Origin of the sequence: Pantoea sp. EKM20T (genome assembly GCF_011800485.1) — a bacterium.
GTDB lineage: Bacteria > Pseudomonadota > Gammaproteobacteria > Enterobacterales > Enterobacteriaceae > Pantoea > Pantoea agglomerans.
Map to the genome: position 1 here is coordinate 130,724 of NZ_JAALFW010000007.1, position 21,866 is coordinate 152,589.

At 55.3% G+C, this 21,866-nt stretch carries 19 protein-coding genes; 2 read left to right on the top strand and 17 right to left on the bottom strand.

Annotated features, from left to right (window positions below):
• On the top strand, positions 1-261 hold the full coding sequence (gene yfaE, locus HFD94_RS13985; RefSeq protein WP_010258095.1) for a class I ribonucleotide reductase maintenance protein YfaE: 261 nt from the start codon (positions 1-3) through the stop codon (positions 259-261).
• A 333-nt stretch (positions 262-594) separates the two neighbouring features.
• Here the strand turns inward: yfaE and HFD94_RS13990 are convergent, their stop codons facing one another.
• Both HFD94_RS13990 and elaB read right to left on the bottom strand, forming a co-directional pair.
• A complete protein-coding gene (locus HFD94_RS13990) occupies positions 595-1,791 on the bottom strand; it encodes a nicotinamide mononucleotide deamidase-related protein YfaY (protein WP_167433227.1) in 1,197 nt (398 codons plus the stop codon).
• A gap of 239 nt (positions 1,792-2,030) precedes the next feature.
• Positions 2,031-2,342, bottom strand: coding sequence for a stress response protein ElaB (elaB, locus tag HFD94_RS13995; protein WP_010258091.1), 312 nt, complete (start codon positions 2,340-2,342; stop codon positions 2,031-2,033).
• A 335-nt stretch (positions 2,343-2,677) separates the two neighbouring features.
• Here elaB and HFD94_RS14000 point away from each other — a divergent pair, with 335 nt between their 5' ends.
• The gene (locus HFD94_RS14000; RefSeq protein ID WP_022625071.1) at positions 2,678-4,336 is read left to right on the top strand and encodes a glucan biosynthesis protein D; all 1,659 of its coding nucleotides are present in this window, start codon (positions 2,678-2,680) and stop codon (positions 4,334-4,336) included.
• A 33-nt stretch (positions 4,337-4,369) separates the two neighbouring features.
• On the opposite strand, the gene HFD94_RS14005 is transcribed toward HFD94_RS14000, so the two are convergent.
• From HFD94_RS14005 to lrhA, 15 genes are all read right to left on the bottom strand, one after another.
• The gene (locus HFD94_RS14005; protein WP_154210339.1) at positions 4,370-4,828 is read right to left on the bottom strand and encodes a GNAT family N-acetyltransferase; all 459 of its coding nucleotides are present in this window, start codon (positions 4,826-4,828) and stop codon (positions 4,370-4,372) included.
• 124 nt (positions 4,829-4,952) lie between these two features.
• Positions 4,953-6,410, bottom strand: coding sequence for an NADH-quinone oxidoreductase subunit NuoN (gene nuoN, locus HFD94_RS14010; protein ID WP_010258083.1), 1,458 nt, complete (start codon positions 6,408-6,410; stop codon positions 4,953-4,955).
• Between the two features lie 6 nt (positions 6,411-6,416).
• Positions 6,417-7,937: an NADH-quinone oxidoreductase subunit M gene (nuoM, locus tag HFD94_RS14015; RefSeq protein ID WP_010258081.1), complete on the bottom strand. Its 1,521-nt coding sequence runs from the start codon at positions 7,935-7,937 to the stop codon at positions 6,417-6,419.
• Positions 7,938-8,147: 210 nt separating this feature from the next.
• On the bottom strand, positions 8,148-9,983 hold the full coding sequence (gene nuoL / locus HFD94_RS14020) for an NADH-quinone oxidoreductase subunit L (protein WP_010258078.1): 1,836 nt from the start codon (positions 9,981-9,983) through the stop codon (positions 8,148-8,150).
• Complete coding sequence (gene nuoK / locus HFD94_RS14025) at positions 9,980-10,282, bottom strand: NADH-quinone oxidoreductase subunit NuoK (RefSeq protein WP_003854236.1); 303 nt, start codon at positions 10,280-10,282, stop codon at positions 9,980-9,982. Before nuoK ends, nuoL begins: the two co-directional genes overlap by 4 nt.
• Positions 10,279-10,830 carry an NADH-quinone oxidoreductase subunit J gene (gene nuoJ / locus HFD94_RS14030; protein ID WP_010258075.1) on the bottom strand — a complete coding sequence of 184 codons (552 nt, stop codon included), beginning with the start codon at positions 10,828-10,830 and terminating at the stop codon, positions 10,279-10,281. Before nuoJ ends, nuoK begins: the two co-directional genes overlap by 4 nt.
• Positions 10,831-10,840: 10 nt before the next feature.
• The gene (gene nuoI, locus HFD94_RS14035; protein ID WP_003854239.1) at positions 10,841-11,383 is read right to left on the bottom strand and encodes an NADH-quinone oxidoreductase subunit NuoI; all 543 of its coding nucleotides are present in this window, start codon (positions 11,381-11,383) and stop codon (positions 10,841-10,843) included.
• A gap of 11 nt (positions 11,384-11,394) precedes the next feature.
• The gene (gene nuoH / locus HFD94_RS14040; protein WP_003854240.1) at positions 11,395-12,372 is read right to left on the bottom strand and encodes an NADH-quinone oxidoreductase subunit NuoH; all 978 of its coding nucleotides are present in this window, start codon (positions 12,370-12,372) and stop codon (positions 11,395-11,397) included.
• Entirely contained in the window at positions 12,369-15,092 is a 2,724-nt protein-coding gene (gene nuoG, locus HFD94_RS14045) for an NADH-quinone oxidoreductase subunit NuoG (protein ID WP_167433228.1), read from the bottom strand. Before nuoG ends, nuoH begins: the two co-directional genes overlap by 4 nt.
• A gap of 112 nt (positions 15,093-15,204) precedes the next feature.
• Positions 15,205-16,545, bottom strand: coding sequence for an NADH-quinone oxidoreductase subunit NuoF (gene nuoF, locus HFD94_RS14050; RefSeq protein ID WP_029519446.1), 1,341 nt, complete (start codon positions 16,543-16,545; stop codon positions 15,205-15,207).
• Positions 16,546-16,547: 2 nt separating this feature from the next.
• A complete protein-coding gene (gene nuoE, locus HFD94_RS14055) occupies positions 16,548-17,063 on the bottom strand; it encodes an NADH-quinone oxidoreductase subunit NuoE (protein ID WP_010258066.1) in 516 nt (171 codons plus the stop codon).
• A gap of 2 nt (positions 17,064-17,065) precedes the next feature.
• On the bottom strand, positions 17,066-18,865 hold the full coding sequence (gene nuoC, locus HFD94_RS14060; RefSeq protein ID WP_010258063.1) for an NADH-quinone oxidoreductase subunit C/D: 1,800 nt from the start codon (positions 18,863-18,865) through the stop codon (positions 17,066-17,068).
• Positions 18,866-18,978: 113 nt separating this feature from the next.
• On the bottom strand, positions 18,979-19,656 hold the full coding sequence (locus HFD94_RS14065) for an NADH-quinone oxidoreductase subunit B family protein (protein WP_167433229.1): 678 nt from the start codon (positions 19,654-19,656) through the stop codon (positions 18,979-18,981).
• Between the two features lie 15 nt (positions 19,657-19,671).
• A complete protein-coding gene (locus HFD94_RS14070) occupies positions 19,672-20,115 on the bottom strand; it encodes an NADH-quinone oxidoreductase subunit A (RefSeq protein WP_010258058.1) in 444 nt (147 codons plus the stop codon).
• 639 nt (positions 20,116-20,754) lie between these two features.
• Positions 20,755-21,678 (bottom strand): transcriptional regulator LrhA, encoded by a 924-nt coding sequence (lrhA, locus tag HFD94_RS14075; RefSeq protein ID WP_010258055.1) that lies wholly within the window; start codon positions 21,676-21,678, stop codon positions 20,755-20,757.
• Between the last annotated feature and the right edge of the window lie 188 nt (positions 21,679-21,866).

Consider the following 21,866-nt stretch of genomic DNA (forward strand, 5'->3'; position numbering starts at 1 on the left):
ATGAGCCGCGACGTTGTTATTCTGCGCAGTTCCGGCACCCGGCTGGAATGCACAGACGAGCATACCAATCTGCTGACGCTGCTGGAAGCCAACAATCTCTGCGTGGAGTTTCAGTGCCGCGAAGGTTATTGCGGCTCTTGCCGGATGCGGCTGCTGAAAGGCGAAGTGCATTACCCACAGCGGCCGCTGGCCTTTGTGCAGCAGGATGAGATCCTGCCCTGCTGCTGCAAAGCCAAAGGCGAGATTGAGCTTGAGTTATAATTGAGGTGGAATAAGTCTGGCTTGATTTGCTGTGAGATCGAGTCAGCTTAGGGAACACGGTCAGATCGGAAAGACGCAAAAAGCGTCATCCCTGACAGCTCGGCCCGCGCGATTACGCACCTCATCCCTGAGGTGCGCCCGTAGCCGGGCCAACGCGTTGCGTTGTTCAAAAACGCTCCCGGCGTTTTTGTCCCAGGCGCGGGACGCTTTCCTCCTCTGACCGTGTTCCCTGCGCTTTGAGCTAATTTATTGCTGCGAGAATGACGCTGTATGGGATTAATTCGCAGTCACATACAAGACGGGCGCCTCAAGCGCCCGTTTTTTTTACTGACATTACTGTCTGACAGTTTCAACCACATCAATCCAGCCGTGACCGGTGCTCACTTCGCTGCCGTGTAACCAGCGGCGCAGCATGTTCATCGCCATCATTGCCACCACCTTCTGCCGCGTCTCCAGATTATGGCGACCGGTACTGAACTTCACGCGCTGACCAAAGCTGCCATCCGGCGTATGCAGCGCCACCGAAATCTCTTCCTGCTCCAGGCTGCCAACAGAGAGCGCCAGCGCGGCCTGCTGCTGTGCAGCAAGTTCGCGGGTGCGGATCACCTGCTGCTCCAGCGTCTCCTGCCGGGATGGCAGGATGTCAGCCCCACGCAGCGGCACGCTGGCGCTGGCCAACTGCCAGTAGAGCAGTCCAGCGGTGTATTGCTCACTGATTGCCAGCTGCTCACCGCGCTGCTCCAGCTCACGTGCCAGCAGCGCCGGTAAGCCTTCGGTGCCTTCGAAAATGGTGCACTCCGCCAGTTGCAGACGCACCTGCTGCCACACCTGCTCCATCGCCACCCGCTGACTGGCCGGGCCGGTGAGCTTGATCTCAATGATCGGCATGGACGAGCGATATCCCATGACCACGCCTTCCGGCAGCGCCAGCGGCTCCAGTTCGGCGGCAATATCGCTTTCACCACGACCAAAGGTGGTCAGCCGCAGACAAATCGGTGGCTCGGGCGGTGAAAATTTCGCTTTCAGACGGGGGATGATCTGCTGCTCCACCATCACTTTAAATTCAGACGGCACACCAGGCGTGAAGAACATCCAGCAGCGATTGAGTTGCAGGGCAAAGCCACAGGCGGTACCGACCGGATTATCAATCAGTTCCGCATTGGCCGGGATTTCCGCCTGCTTGCGATTGCTGGCCGCCATCACGCGTCCCCGGCTGGCGAACCAGGCTTCCATCTGTTCCAGCCACTCCTGCTGCACCTCAAGTTCAACGCCACAGGCTCTGGCGGCTGCCAGCGCACTGAGATCGTCACTGGTCGGCCCCAGACCGCCATTCACAATCAGCACATCTGCCTCATGGCTGCGCGCCTGTAGCGTGGCGATTAACGATTCGAGTGAATCTCCTACCGTGGTACGGCTGGTCATAGGCAACCCTTGCTGGAACAACATATCCGCCAGCCAGGCTGCGTTGGTATCGACGATTTGGCCATGCAGCACCTCATCCCCGGTCGACAGCATCTCTACTCTAATCACGTTGAGTTCTCCTTTTCACGTTTGCTTTACTGTACGAACTCCTCCCGCCAGACACAATCGGCATCACCAGGGATTGTGACCATTGTGTCTCAGGCACGTTGCGCATAAAGATAGCGAGGGTGAAGCTGGATCAAGGGTGGTGAAGGTGTTCAGGGAGTTAAAAACCAATAAAAACGGCGGGATTGCCCCGCCGCTTTTTTACTACTATTGTCTGCTACAACTGGGTCAGCGAATCGCGATTAACGACGCGCCAGCAGCAGACCAAGTACCAGACCGGCTGTTGCACCGATACCGACACCCTGCCACGGTTTTTCGTGCACGTAGTCGTCTGCACGGTAAGCCGCTTGTTTAGCGCGATAGTAGTAGCTATCGGACGCCTGGCTGACACGGGATTTCACATCGTTCAGCGCCTGTTCGGCTTTGCTCTTAAGCTCAATGTACTTCTGATCGGCCGGATCACCTGATGCCTTAAGAACTTCTTCCAGCGTTTCAGTCAGTAACGCAATATCGTCATCGAGGCCCGTTTCGAATTGATTTGTCTGATTTACCATCGTTTCCTCCGTGTGAATTGCAAAGCAGTTCATTAACTATAGTCATAATCTGGCGCTCTGCTGATTTCCTGCTCCAGGAATCACCTGATTTTTCATCTGTTAATCTTGCTCAGTGCAGGCTGTGCGCCGTTTCGCTACGCAAAGAAGTGTAAGACGCAGCGGCAACCGCGGAATTTCGCTTCGCTTCTTTGATTAATCTGATAAATTTTGTCGTGACTGAATTTTCCAGTAACCCTACTGTCGTACCCCTCTGTTGCCTGTGATTATCGGGCCATGAAAGTGCATTTTGCACGACAGTCACGACACCCTCGAACAGCTAAGGAATAATCTCTGGCATGAATCGAAGAATGTTTATGAAAGCGTCAATGGCCTTCTCCGCCGTCAGCGGCATGACCGGCCTGTCAACGCTGTTTGCGCAATCCGCATGGGCAGAAGATGGCATTGCTGACGGAACCGCCGTACGCTTCGATTTCGACGTATTGAAGAAAAACGCGGCTGCGCTGGCGAAAAAACCCTGGGGCGGAGCACCGGGCGCGCTGCCGGAGACGCTGGCCACATTGACCCCGCAGGCGTACAACGAAATTCAGTATGACGCCAACCACTCACTCTGGAACAACCTGCCCGATCGTCAACTGGACGTTCAGTTCTTCCATGTCGGTATGGGCTTCAAGCGGCGCATCCGCATGTTCTCTGTTGACGGTGAGAGTCGCGAAGCACGCGAAATTCACTTCCGTCCCGAATTGTTCAACTACAACGACGCCAGGGTCGATACGAAGCAGCTGGAGGGCAAAACTGACCTCGGCTTCGCCGGGTTCCGCGCCTTTAAAAAACCGGAACTGGCCCGTCGCGACATCGTCTCCTTCCTTGGCGCAAGCTACTTCCGTGCCGTTGACGATACTTTCCAGTACGGCCTCTCGGCGCGTGGCGTAGCGATCAACACCTTCAGCAATGGCCAGGAGGAGTTTCCCGATTTCACCGCCTTCTGGTTTGAAACGCCAAAAGCGGAAGATACCACCTTTACCTGCTACGCCCTGCTGGATGGTGCCAGCGTCACCGGTGCTTATAAATTCATCATCCATTGCGAAGAGAAACGCGTGGTGATGGAGGTGGAAAACCACCTGTTTGCCCGTAAAGAGATCCGTCAGATTGGCATCTCGCCAATGACCAGTATGTTCAGCTGCGGCACCAACGAACGCCGCATGTGTAACACTTACCATCCGCAGATCCATGACTCCGATCGTCTGGCGATGTGGACCGGTAAAGGCGAATGGATTGCCCGCCCGCTGAATAATCCTCAGCGTCTGCAGTTCAACGCCTATGAAGATGAGAATCCGCGTGGGTTTGGCCTGCTGCAGCTTAATCACGACTTCAAAGATTATCAGGATGTGATTGGCTGGTATGACAAACGTCCCAGCCTGTGGGTTGAGCCGGTCGGTAAGTGGGGCAAAGGCGCGATCAACCTGATGGAGATCCCGACCACGGGTGAAACGCTGGATAACGTGGTCTGCTTCTGGCAACCGGCTGAGCCGGTCAAAGCGGGCAGCGAGCTGAACTTCTCCTACAAGCTTTACTGGAGTGGTCTGCCGCCGGTGCGTAGCGGTCTGGCGCGCGTGGATGCAACCCGTACCGGTATCGGTGGTTTCCCGGAAGGCTGGGCGCCAGGCGAACACTTCCCGGAAACCTGGTGCCGCCGCTTCGCCATCGATTTTATTGGTGGCGATCTGCAGGCTGCTGCGCCGAAAGGGATTGAGCCGGTGATTACCGTTTCATCCGGCAGCGTGAAGCAGGTTGAGATTCTGTATGTCGATCCGCTTAAGGGCTATCGCATCCTGTTTGACTGGTATCCGAACAGCGATTCCACCGAGCCGGTAGAGATGCGTCTGTTCCTGCGCAGCAAAGATGAGACGCTGAGTGAAACCTGGCTCTATCAATATTTCCCGCCTGCGCCGGATCAGCGTAAATATGTCGACGACCGCCAGATGACGGTGGGTTGATGTAAAAAAGGCGAGGCTCAGGCCTCGCCTTTTTTATGGCGCGTTCTTCAGCATATCAACGTGAGGGATCCCATCTTCCAGGTAGTTCTCCCCCACCGCGACAAAGCCATGCTGCCCATAGAAACTTTCCAGATGCGCCTGCGCGGAGAGAAACAGATCGCGGCCCGGCCAGTGCTGCTGACAACTGTTGATTGCCTGCTCCATCAGACGATTCCCCAGCCGCGCACCACGAACCCGATCTGAAACAATCACCCGTCCGATTTTCACCGGGCTGGTCTCATCCTCCGGGGAGAGCAGTCGCGCATAGGCCACCAGCTGGTCATCCGCCATTCCCAGCAGATGCCGGTTTTCCGCCTGCAAATCTTTGCCATCCACATCAAGGTAAGCGCACTGCTGTTCCACCACAAACACGGCACTGCGCAACGCCAGCAGTGCATAGAGCTGTGAGAGGGTCAGTTCGCTATGGTGTTTATCCTGCCAGTTAATGTCCATGGTCTCTCCTTTAAACCACACACTCTACATCAGCGCGGTGTCGCCAGCACCTGCTGGTGACACTCTCTTACAGGCAAAAAAAAATCAGGCCCGGAGGCCTGATTCGTCAGTCGCAGCAACGCGCTTACATCAGCGGCTGAGCCATCTGCACCAGTCTGATCAGCGGCTGCGGGTAAACCCCTAACAGCAGCACCAGAATGGCAGAGATCAGTACCACCACACCACCGGCCGTAAATGCCCAGTTAGCCGGGGTATCACGGGTATGCAGTTCCGGCGGGCTGAGGTAGAGACTCACCGTCACGCGCAGATAGTAGTAGAGGCCAATCGCACTACCCGCGACTACAGCACCGGTGAGCCACCACAGGTGCGCACTGACGCCTGAAGCGATAACGTAGAATTTACCGATAAAGCCCAGCGTCATCGGGATACCCGCCAGTGACAGCATCATCACCGTCATCACCGCTGACAGGATAGGACGATGCCAGAACAGGCCGCGATAGGAGTAGAGCGAGTCAGCATCCGGGCCACGATACGGGCTGGACATCAGACTCACCACACCAAAGGCACCCAGGCTGCTGAACAGATAACCGGCCAGGTATACGCCAGATGTTTCCAGCGACAGCTGATGATCTTTAACCGCAATCAGCGCCACCAGCAGATAACCGAGGTGGGCGATAGAGGAGTAACCCAGCAGACGCTTGATGTTGCTCTGCGAAATCGCCATCAGGTTACCGAACAGAATCGACACGAAGGCGATCATGGCCAGCACTGTGCGCACCGCTTCGCTGTCAGTCACCGGCGCATACATAAACAGACGCATGATGACACCGAAGATTGCAATCTTGCTGGCTGTGGCCAGGAAGGTTGAAACCGGCGCAGGCGCACCCTGATAAACATCGGGGGTCCAGAGGTGGAACGGAACCAGTGAGAGCTTAAAGCCCAGACCGATAATCATCATACCCAGACCCACCAGCAGCAGAGGCTCGTGGATCATGCTGTCAGTCAGGCTCTGGCCCAGTGCCACAAAGCTCAGGTTACCGGAGTCGGCGTAGATCAGCGCAATACCAAACAGCAGGAACGACGAGGCCGCCGCCGAAAGAATGGTGTACTTCAGTGCGGCTTCCAGTGAACGTTTCTGGCGGAAGGCGTAGCCAATCAGACCAAACAGCGGCAGCGACAGCAGTTCAATACCGATGAACAGCGAAGCCAGATGGTTAGCACTGGCCAGCACGATGCCACCAAGTGCCGCAATCAGCACCAGCAGGTAGAACTCATCTTTGTTGTCCGGGAAGCCCGCCAGCCATGGATAGGCAAAGGTACAGGTCGCCAGACTCGCCAGCATGACCAGCGCGGTATAGAACATCGAATAGCCATCGACGCGCAGCAGCGGCGTGACATCCATCGCCCCGACCTGACCGACAAAGTAGAGCGAGAGCAGCGCCAGGTTCAGGCCAACTACCGTTAGCGTGGCGTTAACGAAGTGGTTGCGTCGCCAGGCAATGGACAGCATCACAACCACCACCGTCAATCCGACGATTAACAGCGGTAGCAACGCAATCAATTGGTGAGGAGTTATTGTCATGGCGAATTACGGCCTTGTAGTTGAAATTGAAGCGGTAAACCACTGCTGAATATTGCTCATGGCAGCGTGCGAAGTATCCAGAATCGGCTGTGGATAGACGCCCAGCAGCACCAGCAGCACCACCAGAACACCGATGGTCATAAACTCACGCGGTGACATGCCTGGCAGCGGATCTTTCGATTTCGCTTCGCCGTAGTAAGCGCGCTGCATCATCACCAGCGAGTAAATCGAGGCAAACACCAGACCAAAGGTCGCGATGATGATAATCATCGGCACCACCTGGAAGCTGCCGGTCAAAATCATAAATTCGCCGACGAAGTTACCGGTGCCTGGCATACCGAGGTTGGCAACGGCAAAGAACAGCGACAGACCCGGAATCCATTTGATGCGCGACCACAGGCCACCCATCTGACGCATATCACGAGTATGCAGACGCTCATACAGCTGACCACACAGAATGAAGAGTGCTGCAGCGGAGAGACCGTGCGCAATCATCTGAATCACCGCGCCCTGCAGCGCCAGCTGGCTGCCGGTGTAGATGGCAATCAGCACAAAGCCCATGTGCGAAATCGAGGTGTAAGCAATCAGACGTTTGATATCAGTCTGCGAGAAGGCCATCCAGGCACCGTAGAAGATACCGATGATGCCTAACCACATGGCGATTGGCGCAAACTCGGCTGACGCATTCGGGAACAGTGGCAGACTGAAACGCAGTAAACCGTAAGCTGCGGTTTTCAGCAGGATACCCGCCAGGTCGACAGAACCAGCCGTTGGCGCCTGGCTGTGCGCATCCGGCAGCCAGCCGTGCAACGGTACCACCGGCATCTTCACCGCAAAGGCGATAAAGAAGCCCAGCATCAGCAGATATTCAACACCGCTCGACATTGGCGTCTGCAACAGCTGTTCGTAGTTGAATGTCCAGACGCCAGTCGCGTTGTAGTGGACAAACACCAGGCCCAGAATCGCAATCAGCATCACCAGACCTGAAGCCTGGGTGTAGATGAAGAATTTGGTCGCGGCGGAAATACGGGTTTTGCCGTCCGATGCTTTATGACCCCAGAGCGCGATGAGGAAGTACATCGGCACCAGCATCATTTCCCAGAAGAAGAAGAACAGGAACAGGTCGATGGAGAGGAACACACCGATTACGCCGCCCAGGATCCACATCAGGTTCAGGTGGAAGAAGCCCTGATACTTTGAAATCTCATTCCAGGAACAGAGCACCGCCATCAGACCGAGCAGGCCGGTCAGCACCACCATCAGCAGCGACAGGCCATCAATGGCTAAATGGAAGCTGATGCCGAAGCGTGGGATCCACGGAACGGAGAAACTTGACTGCCACTGCGGAATGCCCGCTGCCTGCGTCAGTGAATAGCCTCCCTGCAACCAGAGTTGCAGTGAAAGCGCCAACGTCAGCCCCATAGTGATCAGTGCGATCCAGCGTGGCACCTTCGCGCCGAGGCGCTCAGTGAGCCAGCAGATCAGACCACCGACGAAGGGTATGATAATTAGCCAAGGTAATAACACGGCACACTTCCCTTTTCTTTGTCTTAGTTCGGGCTATCTTACTTGCCATTTTGGCTCCCGGCAGTGCTCGCAATCCTCACATACCTCGGTATGCTCCGGTTGCTGTGCGCTGGCGGTAACCAAACTAGCCGCGACGATAACGCCCTTGCTCAGGACAATTTTTGACATTCTCAATGGGCAGATTAGCTAACCTGCCCCGCTCATCAATCTTTAAATCACCAGAAGCAGAGCCAGCACCAGCACGGCGCCCACGCTCATTGACGCAACGTACCAGCGCAGGTAGCCATTCTCACTGACTACCAGGCCTTTGTTGGCAATACGTGACAGCAGCGCAGGCAGGTTCATCAGGCCATTCAGTGGGTCGCGCTTCAGCAGCCACGCAATACCCAGATAAGGTTTGACGAACACTTTATCGTAGAGCCAGTCGAAGCCCCAGGCCGCAAACCACCAGGTGCCGAAGAAACGGCCTGGTGCACTGTTTGCGATACGGGTAACCAGCTCACGTTTGCCCAGCCACAGCGCGGCAGCGATCAGAATGCCGACAATCGCTACAACGCCCGAGGTGATTTCAAGTCCCACTTTGCCCGCTTCACCGAACTCATTGGCTGGCAGTACACCTGCCAGCGGCGGCGTGATCAGCGCACCAATAAAGGTGGAGAGCAGCAGCAGCACAATCAGCGGCAGATGATGGGTAATACCCTTACCGGCGTGCGCATGAATTTTCTCTTCGCCGTGGAACACGATGAAGATCATACGGAAGGTATAGATAGAGGTCAGGAACGCCCCCACCAGACCCGCAACCATCAGGTTGATGTGACCGTTAGCCAGTGCGCCAAACAGGATCTCATCTTTACTGTAGAAGCCTGCCGTAATCAGCGGAAGTGCCGCCAGCGCCGCGCCGCCCACCAGGAAGCAGGTGTAGACCAGCGGAATGCTCTTACGCAGGCCGCCCATTTTGAAAATGTTCTGCTCGTGATGGCAGGCCAGAATCACTGAACCCGAAGAGAGGAACAGCAACGCTTTAAAGAAGGCGTGCGTCATCAGATGGAAAATCGCCGCATCCCACGCCTGAACACCCAGCGCCAGGAACATGTAGCCAATCTGGCTCATGGTGGAGTAAGCGAGAACACGTTTAATGTCGGTCTGTACCAGCGCGGCAAAGCCTGCCAGCACCAGAGTAATCGCACCAATAATCCCGACCAGATGCAGCACTTCCGGCGTCAGCAGGAAGAGACCGTGGCTACGGGCAATCAGGTAGACACCTGCTGTCACCATGGTCGCGGCGTGGATCAGTGCCGAAACCGGTGTCGGACCGGCCATTGCATCTGCCAGCCAGGTCTGTAACGGCAACTGAGCCGATTTACCGACCGCGCCACCCAGCAGCATCAGCGTTGCCCACTGCAGCATATGGTTATCTGCGGCAAAGTGCGCAGGAGCCAGCTCCATCATCTCGCGGAAGTTCAGCGTGCCCAGCTCGTTGTAGAGAATGAACAGGCCGAATGCCAGGAAGACGTCGCCCACGCGGGTAATGATGAACGCTTTCATCGCCGCTTTGCCGTTTTCCGGATTGCTGTAGTAGAAACCGATCAGCAGATAAGAGCAGAGGCCTACCCCTTCCCAGCCCAGATACATCAGCATCAGGTTATCGGCCAGCACCAGAACAACCATGCTGGCGATAAACAGGTTGGTATAGGCGAAGAAGCGGGAGTAGCCCTCTTCTCCACGCATGTACCAGGAGGCGAACATGTGAATGAAGAAACCGACACCGGTTACGACAGACAGCATGGTCAGCGACAGGCCATCCAGCGTCAGGTTCACCTTCATGTCGAAGTTGCCGACATGCATCCAGGTCCAGAGCGCCTGCGTGTAGGCTTGCTGGCCGTTGGCGAAGAAGTCAAAACCGACCATCGCTGTAGTCAGGGCCGCCAGACCCACCGATCCCATACCAATCGTGGCCGACAGGTTCTCTGACCAGCGACCGCGCGAAAACGCTAACAGCAGAAAGCCGATCAGCGGAAACAAGACAGTTAAATAGAGAAGATTCATCCGCGCATCTCGCTCACAGTATCAATGTTCAGCGTCTGACGACGACGATAGAGCTGAAGCAGCAGTGCCAGACCAATACTGGCTTCCGCTGCCGCCAGGCTGATCGCCAGGATATACATCACCTGTCCATCGGCCTGACCCCAATAGCTCCCGGCAACCACCAGGGCTAAGGCGGCGGCGTTGATCATGATTTCAAGGCCGATCAGCATAAACAGCAGATTGCGGCGTATTACCAGCGACGTCAGTCCAAGGACAAACAGCACGGCAGCAAGAATCAATCCATGTTGTAACGGGATCATGCGTTCTCCTTTTTCACCTGAGCGGCGTCAGCATTACGGTTACTCAGGACTTCGCCCTGACGCTCCTCGCGACCGATATGGAAGGCCACGACCAGACCCGCCAGCAGCAGCATTGAGGCCAGTTCAACCGCCAGTACGTAAGGACCGAACAGGCTGATGCCGACCGCTTTGGCGTCGATGATGGTGCCATCGATGCCCTGATCGTTGGCGGTCAGGATGGCGTAGACCATTACGACCAGCAGCAGCAACGAGACGATACCCGGGCCAATCCACAGTGACGGGCTGAGCCACTCACGCTCCTGCTTCTCGGTCTGCTTGCCTAAGTTCAGCATCATGACCACGAAGACGAACAACACCATAATGGCACCGGCGTAGACGATGATCTCCAGCGCACCGGCAAAATAGGCTCCCATAGAGAAGAAGACGCCCGCGATCGATAACAGCGAAACGATCAGGTACAGCAACGCATGTACCGGATTAGTGTGAGTAATGACGCGCAACGTCGTCAGCACCGCCACCAGCCCGCAAAGATAAAACGCAAATTCCATGCCTTGCTCCTTAAGGTAATAAGCCTTTGACGTCGATAGGCTTCGCTTCGTTTTCTGCTTCGCCCTTATCTTTACCGTCAATCGCCATACCTGCCATGCGGTAGAAGTTGTACTCCGGATATTTACCCGGCCCCGAAATCAGCAGATCGTCCTTCTCATACACCAGATCCTGACGCTTAAACTCACCCAGTTCGAAATCGGGGGTCAGCTGAATCGCAGTGGTCGGACAGGCTTCCTCACACATGCCGCAGAAGATGCAGCGTGAGAAGTTGATACGGAAGAACTCCGGGTACCAGCGGCCATCTTTGGTTTCAGCTTTCTGCAGCGAGATACAGCCAACCGGACAGGCAACCGCACACAGGTTACAGGCGACGCAACGCTCCTGACCATCCGGATCGCGGGTTAATACGATACGGCCACGATAGCGTGGTGGCAGATAAACCGGCTCTTCCGGATACATCTGAGTTTCACGTTTGGCGAAGGCGTGCAGCCCGATCAGCCAGATACTGCGAACTGTCGTGCCAAAGCCTACGACAATATCTTTCAAAGTCATTTGTTAACCCCTTACGGCGCTGTGTAGAGAATCACTGCGGCAGTCGCCAGCAGGTTCAACAGCGTCAACGGCAGACACACTTTCCAGCCGAATGACAGCACCTGGTCGTAGCGCGGACGCGGAAGCGCAGCACGAATCAGGATGAACATCATCATAAAGAACGCCGTTTTCAGGGCGAACCAGATGAACGGCGGCAGGAATGGGCCGTGCCAGCCACCAAAGAACAGCGTCACAATCAGCGCTGAAACGGTGGTGATCGCCACATATTCGCCGACAAAGAACAGGCCGAACTTCATACCGGCATATTCGATGTGATAACCGTCCGCCAGTTCCTGCTCCGCTTCTGGCTGGTCAAACGGATGACGGTGACACACCGCTACGCCAGCAATACAGAAGGTCACGAAACCGAAGAACTGCGGAATGATGTTCCACAGGTGCGTCTGGCTGTTGACGATATCGTTCATATTGAACGAGCCCGCCTGCGCCACCACACCCATCAGCGACAGACCCAGGAACACTTCGTAGCTCAGGGTCTGCGCCGAGGCGCGCATCGCACCCAGCAGCGAGTATTTGTTATTACTCGACCAGCCGGCAAACAGCACCGCATAGACCGCAAGGCCCGCCATCATCAGGAAGAACAGCAGACCGATATTCAGGTCTGTCACCATCCAGGTTGGCGAAACCGGCACGATAGCAAAGGCCAGCAGCAGTGAAACAAAGGCGATAACCGGCGCAAGGGTAAAGATAAAGCGGTCGGTAAACGGCGGGACCCAGTCCTCTTTAAAGAACATTTTGATCATGTCCGCTACCAGCTGGAGCGAGCCGCCCCAGCCTACGCGGTTTGGTCCGTAACGGTTCTGGAACAGGCCGAGCAGACGACGCTCGGCGAAGCTCATGAACGCGCCGCAGGCCACAACCACCAGCAGAATCACGATGGCTTTAACAATGGCCAGCAGAATGTCGATAACGTCCGGTGTTAACCAGCTCATTGCGCCGCCTCCTGCAGAGTGTCGATTTTACCGTTCGCCAGGAATGGCGGAACGCCCGGCATGCCCAGCGGCAGACCAATCTGTCCCGCCTGCAGTGACGCCGAGAAACGGACCGGCAGACGCACTGTCTCACCGGCACAGATGAACTCAACCGCCGCGCCATTGTTGACGCCCAGCTTCGCTGCATCTTCCGGGTTAATCACCAGTGCAGGCGGTGCCATACGCTGCTGGAAGACCGGTGAACGCTGTGACATCTCTTCACTACCAAACAGCTGGTAGAGAGGGGCCACGCGCCACTGCGCTTCACTGACGAATGCCGCCGGAACGTTGCTGAACCAGGGCAGACTGGCTGCGCTGGCTTCAAACAGCCGTACACCCGGATCGCCATTACGCAGTTTGCCGCCCACTTCAACCTGGAACTTGTTCCACGCCTGCGGTGAGTTCCAGCCCGGTGCCCAGGCAAACGGAATCTGCGAACGCGGTGCGCCTGGCTGGTTGTTCCCTTCCATTGAGAAGGCGAACATCGTGTCCTGATCCTGCGGCTGACGCGGTTCGTGCACGCTGATATTGGCGCGCGCCGCGGTACGGCCACTGGCACGGTGCGGTGAACGCGACAGTTTCTGTCCACGAATACGGAAGCTGGCATCCGGTGCCGCATCCTTGATTCCGGCCAGCTGTGGCAGATGACTGACCACCGCATCGATCACGTGGTCCAGCTGCGTCCAGTCGACGTGACGGCTTTCCAGCGTGCTGTGCAGCGAATGCAGCCAGCGCCAGCTCTCCAGCATCACTACGTTGTTGTCATAGTAAGAAGGATCGTAAACCTGGAAGAAACGCTGTGCGCGGCCTTCATGGTTGATCGAGGTGCCATCACTTTCGGCGAAGCTGGCGGTTGATAACACCAGACCCGCTTTCTCAAGCGTCGCGGTGCGCTGATGATCAACCACAATCACGTTAGTGGTCTGGGCCAGCGCCGCATCAACCAGCGCTTTCGGTGCATGGCGATAGAGGTCATTTTCCAGTACCACCAGCGCATCGGCTTCACCGTTGCTCAGTTGCTCCAGCGCGCTTTCCAGAGGATTGCCGCCCATCAGGCCAAGACCCACGCTGTTGGCGTGTCCCGCCAGCAGCGTAATCCCGACGTCGGCACCGCGCGCTTTGAGCGCTTTGGCCACGTTGGCAGCCGCTTCGATCATCGCGCTGCTGCCGGAATGGGTCCCGGAAATAATTAACGGTTTTTTCGCGCCGGCCAGCGCCTGCACGATGACATCCATCTTGCCGTTCAGTTTGCTGTCGAAATCGGTCACCGCCGGGGCGGTTTCATCCAGCGCACTGGCGATAGCGAAACCGAGACGCGCCTGATCTTCAACCGGTGCGCGATAGCTCCATGCCGCGATATCATCCAGACGGGTTTCATCGACGTTGGTGATAAACAGCGGATGTTTCGCATTCTGACCGATGTTCAGGATCGCGGCGATCTGCCAGTCTGCCACTTTCTGAGCGGCAGCCATGTCGCGCGCTTTGCCTTTCACGGCCTGACGCACTGACAGCGCCACGCGTGCGCCCACTTGGGTCAGATCTTCGCCCAGCACCAGCACCGCATCGTAGCTTTCAATTTCACGCAGCGATGGCGTATAGATACCGCCCTCACGCAGGATTTTCAGCATCAGTTCAAGCCGGGCCTGCTCGTCCGCTGGCATGCCGGTAGAGAAGTTCTCTGCACCGACCAGTTCACGCAGCGCGAAGTTACTTTCGATGCTGGCGCGCGGCGAGCCGATACCGATCACTTTTTTCGCCTGACGCAGCAAATCTGCACCGGCATTGACCGCCTGCTCTGCGTTCAGCGTCACCCAGTCGTTGCCGCGCAGCAGCATCGGCTGGCGTGGGCGATCTTTACGGTTCACGTAGCCATAGCCAAAGCGGCCACGGTCACACAGGAAATAGTGGTTTACGGTGCCGTTATAACGGTTTTCGATACGGCGTAACTCACCATAACGCTCACCCGGGCTGGTGTTACAGCCCACACTGCACTGCTGGCAGATGCTCGGCGCAAACTGCATATCCCATTTACGGTTATAGCGTTCGGAGTGCGTTTTATCGGTGAAGACGCCGGTCGGGCAGATTTCAACCAGGTTACCGGAGAATTCGCTCTCCAGCGTGCCATCTTCCGGACGACCGAAGTAGACGTTGTCGTGTGCGCCGTAGACACCCAGATCCTTGCCATCGGCATAATCTTTGTAGTAACGCACGCAGCGGTAACAGGCGATACAGCGGTTCATCTCATGGGAGATGAACGGGCCGAGATCCTGATTACGGTGGGTACGTTTGGTGAAGCGATAGCGGCGGAAGCTGTGGCCGGTCATTACTGTCATATCCTGCAGGTGACAGTTACCGCCCTCTTCACACACCGGACAGTCGTGCGGGTGGTTGGTCATCAGCCACTCCACCACGCTTTCGCGGAACTCTTTTGCTTCGCCATCATCGATGGAGATGAATGTGCCGTCAGAGGCCGGCGTCATGCAGGACATGACAAGACGGCCGCGGGTATCTTCGGCATTCTGGAATTGCTTTACCGCACACTGGCGGCAGGCCCCAACGCTTCCCAGCGCCGGATGCCAGCAAAAGTAAGGAATATCAAGGCCCAGAGAGAGACATGCCTGTAGCAGGTTGTCCGCTCCGTTCACATCATACTCTTTACCGTCTACATGAATTGTAGCCATAGTGACATGCTTCCGTAAGGCTCGTCAGAGACGAGCGTTAATCATATTCTTGCCCCGACGCACGACATTGTCGGGGCGGCGGCACCAGGCCTGTTCCGTGTTCTTCGGCGAATTACCAGCGCGCTTTCAGCAGGTTTGGCTGGATCCCGCCAATGGCGCGGGTATTGCCAAACACCTGCGGTGCCATGCCGGCTTCAAACTCTTCACGGAAATATTTAATCGCACTCTGCAGTGGCTCAACCGCACCCGGCGCATGCGCACAGAAGGTTTTACCCGGGCCAAGCTGACGGCAGAGTTGCAGTAAGGTTTCGATATCGCCTGGCTGACCCTGCTTCTGCTCCAGCGCACGCAGAATTTTTACGCTCCACGGCAGGCCATCGCGACACGGTGTACACCAGCCGCACGACTCGCGGGCAAAGAACTCTTCCAGGTTACGCACCAGCGAGACCATGTTGATCTCGTGATCGACCGCCATCGCCAGCGCCGTACCCAGACGGCTGCCCGCTTTGCCGATGCTGGCAAACTCCATGGGCAGATCCAGGTGCTGGTCGGTCAGGAAGTCAGTCCCTGCCCCGCCGGGCTGCCAGGCTTTGAACTTCAGTCCGTCACGCATGCCGCCCGCATAATCTTCAAGGATTTCACGTGCGGTGATACCAAATGGTAGCTCCCAGACGCCGGGATTTTTAACCCGTCCGGAGAAGCCCATCATTTTGGTACCGGCATCTTCGCTTTTAGAGATGTTTTTGTACCACTCCACACCGTTGGCCAGAATCGCCGGAACGTTGGAGAGGGTTTCCACGTTGTTCACGCAGGTCGGTTTGCCCCACGCGCCCGCACTCGCCGGGAATGGCGGTTTCGAACGCGGATTAGCACGACGGCCTTCCAGTGAGTTAATCAGTGCCGTCTCTTCGCCGCAGATATAACGACCTGCGCCGGTGTGGACAATCAACTCAAAGTCAAAGCCGGTACCGAGAATATTTTTACCGATATAGCCCGCTTCCGTCGCTTCAGCAATCGCACGACGCAGATGCACCGCGGCTTCAATGTATTCGCCACGTAAGAAGATATAGCCACGGTAAGCCTTCAGCGCAAAGGCGCTGATCAGCATTCCTTCCACCAGCTGGTGAGGCATCTGCTCCATCAGCAGGCGGTCTTTATAGGTGCCCGGCTCCATCTCATCGGCGTTACACAGCAGGTAACGGATGTTCATCGACTCATCTTTCGGCATCAGGCTCCACTTCAGCCCGGTGGAGAAGCCCGCACCGCCGCGCCCTTTCAGGCCTGAATCTTTGACTGCCGCAACGATTTCATCCTGCGACATGCTTTTCAGCGCTTTTTCCGCACCGGCATAGCCGTTTTTACTGCGATATTCGTCAAGCCAGACAGGTTGCTTGTCGTCACGCATCCGCCAGGTCAGCGGATGGGTTTCTGCAGTGCGAATGATCTGTTTAATTGTCATTGATACTGCTCCAGCAAACCAGGGATGCCTTCCGGCGTCAGATGCACATGCGTGTCTTCATCCACCATCATCGTTGGCCCCTTATCGCAGTTACCCAGACAGCAGGTTGGCAGCAGTGTAAAGCGTCCATCGGCAGTGGTCTGACCCGGTTTGATATTCAGTTGCTGTTCCAGTGCTGACTGGATGCCCTGATAACCGGTGATATGACAGACCACGCTGTCACAGTAACGGATCACATGACGGCCAACCGGCTGACGGAAGATCTGGCTGTAAAATGTCGCCACACCTTCAACATCACTCGCCGGGATACCCAGAACCTCGGCAATCGCATTGATGGCGCCGTCCGGCACCCATCCGCGCTGTTTCTGCACGATCTTCAGCGCTTCAATCGAGGCTGCACGCGCATCTTCATAGTGGTGTTTTTCGTGCTCAATGGCGTGATGCTCTTCCGCGCTCAGCACGAAGACCTCGTTAGGGTCGATCGTTTTAATGGCAATGTGTTGATCGTGCATAATTAGCGGTCCACGTCTGACATAACAAAATCGATACTACCCAGATATACGATCAGGTCGGATACCAGGCTGCCACGGATTACTGAAGGAATCTGCTGCAGATGCGGGAAGCTCGGCGTACGCACGCGGGTGCGGTAGCTCATGGTGCTGCCATCGCTGGTCAGGTAGTAGCTGTTGATCCCTTTCGTCGCTTCAATCATCTGGAACGACTCATTGGCTGGCATCACCGGCCCCCACGAAACCTGCAGGAAGTGCGTGATCAGCGTTTCAATATGCTGCAACGTGCGCTCTTTCGGTGGCGGCGTGGTCAGCGGATGATCCGCTTTAAACGGACCCTCTGGCATATTGTTGAGACACTGCTCAAGAATGCGCAGCGACTGCCACATCTCTTCCATTTTCAGCATGACGCGGCTGTAAGCATCGCTGATGCCGTCGCCGACCGGGATTTCAAAATCGAAGTTTTCGTAGCCGGAGTAGGGACGCCATTTACGTACGTCAAAGTCGAGACCGGTAGCACGCAGACCGGCACCGGTAGTGCCCCATGCCAGCGCCTCTTCCATATTGTAAGCGGCAACGCCTTTGGAACGGCCAATCAGTACGCTGTTGCGCAGTGCCGCTTTGTCATACTCTTTAAGACGTTTTGGCATCCAGTCGAGGAAGTCACGCAGCAGACGTTCCCAGCCTCGCGGCAGGTCATGCGCGACGCCACCGATGCGGAACCACGCCGGGTGCATACGGAAACCGGTAATCGCCTCAACCACGTCATAGATTTTCTGACGGTCGGTAAAGGCAAAGAACACCGGCGTCATGGCCCCGACGTCCTGAATAAAGGTGGAGATATAGAGCAGGTGGCTGTTGATGCGGAACAGCTCAGAGAGCATCACGCGGATCACATTAACGCGATCGGGCACCACGATACCGGCCAGTTTCTCCACCGCCAGTACGTACGGCATTTCGTTTACGCAGCCGCCGAGGTACTCGATGCGGTCAGTGTAAGGAATGTAGCTGTGCCACGACTGACGCTCGCCCATCTTTTCGGCACCACGATGGTGATAGCCGATGTCAGGCACGCAGTCGACAATCTCTTCACCATCCAGCTGCAGAATGATGCGGAATGCCCCGTGCGCCGACGGGTGGTTAGGCCCGAGGTTCAGGAACATGAAGTCTTCGTTGGTGGTGCTGCGCTTCATGCCCCAGTCTTCAGGCTTAAAGGTCAGCGCTTCCATCTCCAGATCTTCTTTCTGTTTGGTCAGCGTAAACGGATCGAATTCGGTGGCGCGCGCCGGGTAATCTTTACGCAGCGGATGGCCTTCCCAGGTCGACGGCATCATGATGCGCGTCAGATGCGGGTGACCATCAAAGGTGATACCAAACATCTCCCAGGTTTCACGCTCATACCAGTTGGCATTCGGGAAAAGGCGGGTGATGGTCGGCAGATGCATATCGTTTTCAGAGAGTGCCACCTTGAGCATGATGTCGCGGTTGCGTTCAATCGACAGCAGGTGGTAGAAAACGGAAAAATCCGCCGCAGGCAGGCCTGCACGGTGGGTACGTAAACGCTCATCCACGCCATGCAGGTCATATAGCATGACGTAAGGCTTGGGTAATTTACGCAGGAACTCGATAATTTCCAGTATCTGTTCACGCTTCACCCACACCACCGGAATACCGGTACGGGTTGGCTGAACAGTGAAGGCATCCGGCCCAAAACGGTTACGCAACTCGCCGATCACCGGGTCATCAAGGTGATCACGGGTTTGCCATGAAGGCTGAGCGAGATCTTGCGTGGTCAAATCTGTCATACGTTACTCACCATTCCGGCCTGGTCTCAGGCACTCAAATGAAGGCGTCAGGATGGGGCCATGCATTAAATTGTGATGTTCTGCTGCAGGCGCTGTTTTCCATCCATACGGTTTTAAACTTCGTCCGGGCTGCGCAGGTTTGTGACTGCGATGCGCTCGCCGCGTTTTCTTTCACGCTCAGATGGCATGTTGGCGCGATAAACGCCCTGATCGCCAACCACCCATGAGAGCGGACGGCGCTCTTTGCCGATCGACTCCTGCAACAGCAGCAGTGCCTGCATATACGCTTCAGGACGTGGCGGACAGCCAGGAATATAAACATCGACCGGCAGGAATTTATCGACACCCTGCACCACGGAATAGATGTCATACATGCCGCCAGAGTTGGCGCAGGCACCCATGGAAATCACCCATTTTGGTTCCAGCATCTGATCGTACAAACGCTGAATAACCGGGGCCATTTTGGTGAACGGCGTACCGGCAATGACCATGAAATCGGCCTGACGTGGCGAAGCGCGCATAACTTCGGCGCCAAAACGTGCCACGTCGTGGACCGCGGTGAACGATGTTGTCATCTCAACGTAACAACAGGACAGGCCAAAGTTATAAGGCCAGAGGGAGTTTTTACGCCCCCAGTTCACCATGTCATGCAGGGCACTTTCGAGCTTGCCCATATAAACGCTGCGATGAACGTGCTGCTCCAGCGGATCGCTGACGATTTCCTGCTTTTGCAGAGGATAACGGTCGTTCTCACCACCGTTCGGGTCTATGCGGGTGAGCGTATAGTCCATCTTATTGCCTCTCTTTTACTGCTTATGAGGATTGGTGTGGCTGACCGTAGTGGTTTTTACCACCACGCGACGGCGAGCTGGAGCCCAGTCCAGTGCGCCAATGCGTACCAGATAGACCAGACCCGCCAGGAGCACCAAAATGAAAATTGCGGCTTCCACAAAGCCGATCCAACCGCTTTCACGGATTGAAGTCGCCCATGCGTATAAAAAGAGGGCTTCGACGTCGAAGATGACGAAAAACATCGCAACCAGATAAAATTTCGCCGACAGGCGGATATGGGTATCACCAACGGATTCAATGCCCGATTCGAATGGCGTGTCTTTGTAGCGGGCGCGCGCTCTGCCGCCAAGCAACCATCCTCCGGTCAGCATGAAAGCACACAGGCCAAAGGCAATAACGATAAATACGATAAACGCCCAGTGCTGAGCGATGATTTCGGTGGTAGTTGACATACTCATTGCTTACTCATCAAAAGTGGCGCTGGCATCCTGCACGCGTTTCCCGCAGCAAACTGACCACATCGATTCAAGGGAAGGATAAAAACCTTTCAAATGTCGCTGTTATTACGTAATAAGCAGCTATTTTATGGGGTTTTTTACTCCTTTCTATAACCTTTTGTCAACTTTGACAAAAGTATCCAAACATTATTTCACACCTGCATCATATTATTAACAAATGATGCCCCGCTTTCCAGCTAAATCGCTTCAGTCTGTAGGGTTAATTTTAGTGTAGCGGGTATTCACATGCATGGATCGTGCATTTAACAAACATATTTTGACAGGTATCACTGAATTTTCCCTCCCCTTTCCAGGGCTATTTTTTTGATCCAGAACACACTTTTGCCCTTTATGCGTTAATTTTCCCCACCTGAAACGGTGATTCGGAACAAAGCATTCGGTTTTTTGGTCTGGAAATTTCAATTCAGTAGATGGTGAAATTTTTTTAGTCGGGTCAGGAGAGGCAGATGAGTCAGTAAGGAGCATCGGGCGGGGGTCAGACACAAAAAAGCCTCTCGTTCTTTTCAGGGAAGGAGAGGCTTATTTATAAGCGTTTATTAAGGCAATCACGCAGGTATTGAGTACAACACGTTAGCGAAATTACTCTTCATCATCCAGCAACAGTGAACCGTCGGGATTATTGCTCAGGTTATAAGGATCATTGGTGGACTGCATGGCATTGAAGATAGCCAGCGCCAGTTCATTATCGCTGTCTGGATTACGGCACAGCAGATATTGCGTATCCGGCAGTACCGGCAGTCCTTCAGCTGCACCCATAACACGCAGTTCCGGGCTCATCATCTCGACCGGACGTGCCGTCACGCCCAGTCCCGCTTTCACCGCAGCGCGTACTGCAGCCAGTGTGGAAGCGACATAAGAGATACGCCACGGGATGCCCGCTTCGTTGAGATGATCGATTGCCATATCACGATAAGGACTTGGCTCATCCAGCAACACCAATGGAATGGCTTCGCCACGCTGGAAGATATAATCCGCTGCGCAGTACCACAAGGTAGGTGAAGTACGCAGTACCTGATAGGTAAAATTGCCCGGGCTGGAAGTGGTCACAACCAGGTCCACTTCACCCTGATTGAGCATTTCCATCATAAACGGATTACGTTTAACCCGCACATCGATTGCCAGTTTCGGATAAACCGAGGTCACCCGGTTTAGCAGGAACGGCAGAATAGTGTCAGAGGTGTCATCAGAGGCGCCAATAGTCAGCACGCCCTGAATGTTGCTGTACATCAGAGATGTGCAGGCTTCGTCGTTAAAACGAAGAATTTTTCTCGCATAGCCTAAAAGCTGGATACCGTGCTCTGTCAGAAGCTTATTACGTCCATGTCTGGCAAACAGCTCTTTACCTACCAATTGTTCCAGACGCTGCATCTGCTGACTGACTGCTGACTGGGTTCTGCAGACCGCTGCAGCAGCAGCTGCAAAGGTATTCAAATCCGCAACGGCAACGAAGGTTCTCAGCAGATCGAGGTCGAGATTCAGTATCGGACGATTTGCATTAGTCATGTTTTTTCTTCACTTATAAGATTTTTACGAACTACTACCCTGGTGTTATCACAAGCTTATCAAAGTGATAAGCAGTAATGGTGCTCAATGACAGTCCTGTGTGAAGACTGACACAAAAAAAGTTTATGTGGATCCTGCACTGTTGACTCCTCTGAAGGGTCATAGTGCTATTCAAGACAGATACAACT

What these genes read in the sequence shown, in the direction of transcription:
- yfaE (WP_010258095.1), top strand. Translation starts at nt 1, where the DNA reads ATGAGCCGCGACGTTGTTATTCTGCGCAGTTCCGGCACCCGGCTGGAA.
- elaB (WP_010258091.1), bottom strand. Translation starts at nt 2,342, where the DNA reads ATGGTAAATCAGACAAATCAATTCGAAACGGGCCTCGATGACGATATT.
- HFD94_RS14000 (WP_022625071.1), top strand. Translation starts at nt 2,678, where the DNA reads ATGAATCGAAGAATGTTTATGAAAGCGTCAATGGCCTTCTCCGCCGTC.
- HFD94_RS14005 (WP_154210339.1), bottom strand. Translation starts at nt 4,828, where the DNA reads ATGGACATTAACTGGCAGGATAAACACCATAGCGAACTGACCCTCTCA.
- nuoN (WP_010258083.1), bottom strand. Translation starts at nt 6,410, where the DNA reads ATGACAATAACTCCTCACCAATTGATTGCGTTGCTACCGCTGTTAATC.
- nuoL (WP_010258078.1), bottom strand. Translation starts at nt 9,983, where the DNA reads ATGAATCTTCTCTATTTAACTGTCTTGTTTCCGCTGATCGGCTTTCTG.
- nuoK (WP_003854236.1), bottom strand. Translation starts at nt 10,282, where the DNA reads ATGATCCCGTTACAACATGGATTGATTCTTGCTGCCGTGCTGTTTGTC.
- nuoJ (WP_010258075.1), bottom strand. Translation starts at nt 10,830, where the DNA reads ATGGAATTTGCGTTTTATCTTTGCGGGCTGGTGGCGGTGCTGACGACG.
- nuoI (WP_003854239.1), bottom strand. Translation starts at nt 11,383, where the DNA reads ATGACTTTGAAAGATATTGTCGTAGGCTTTGGCACGACAGTTCGCAGT.
- nuoH (WP_003854240.1), bottom strand. Translation starts at nt 12,372, where the DNA reads ATGAGCTGGTTAACACCGGACGTTATCGACATTCTGCTGGCCATTGTT.
- nuoG (WP_167433228.1), bottom strand. Translation starts at nt 15,092, where the DNA reads ATGGCTACAATTCATGTAGACGGTAAAGAGTATGATGTGAACGGAGCG.
- nuoE (WP_010258066.1), bottom strand. Translation starts at nt 17,063, where the DNA reads ATGCACGATCAACACATTGCCATTAAAACGATCGACCCTAACGAGGTC.
- nuoC (WP_010258063.1), bottom strand. Translation starts at nt 18,865, where the DNA reads ATGACAGATTTGACCACGCAAGATCTCGCTCAGCCTTCATGGCAAACC.
- HFD94_RS14065 (WP_167433229.1), bottom strand. Translation starts at nt 19,656, where the DNA reads ATGGACTATACGCTCACCCGCATAGACCCGAACGGTGGTGAGAACGAC.
- HFD94_RS14070 (WP_010258058.1), bottom strand. Translation starts at nt 20,115, where the DNA reads ATGAGTATGTCAACTACCACCGAAATCATCGCTCAGCACTGGGCGTTT.
- lrhA (WP_010258055.1), bottom strand. Translation starts at nt 21,678, where the DNA reads ATGACTAATGCAAATCGTCCGATACTGAATCTCGACCTCGATCTGCTG.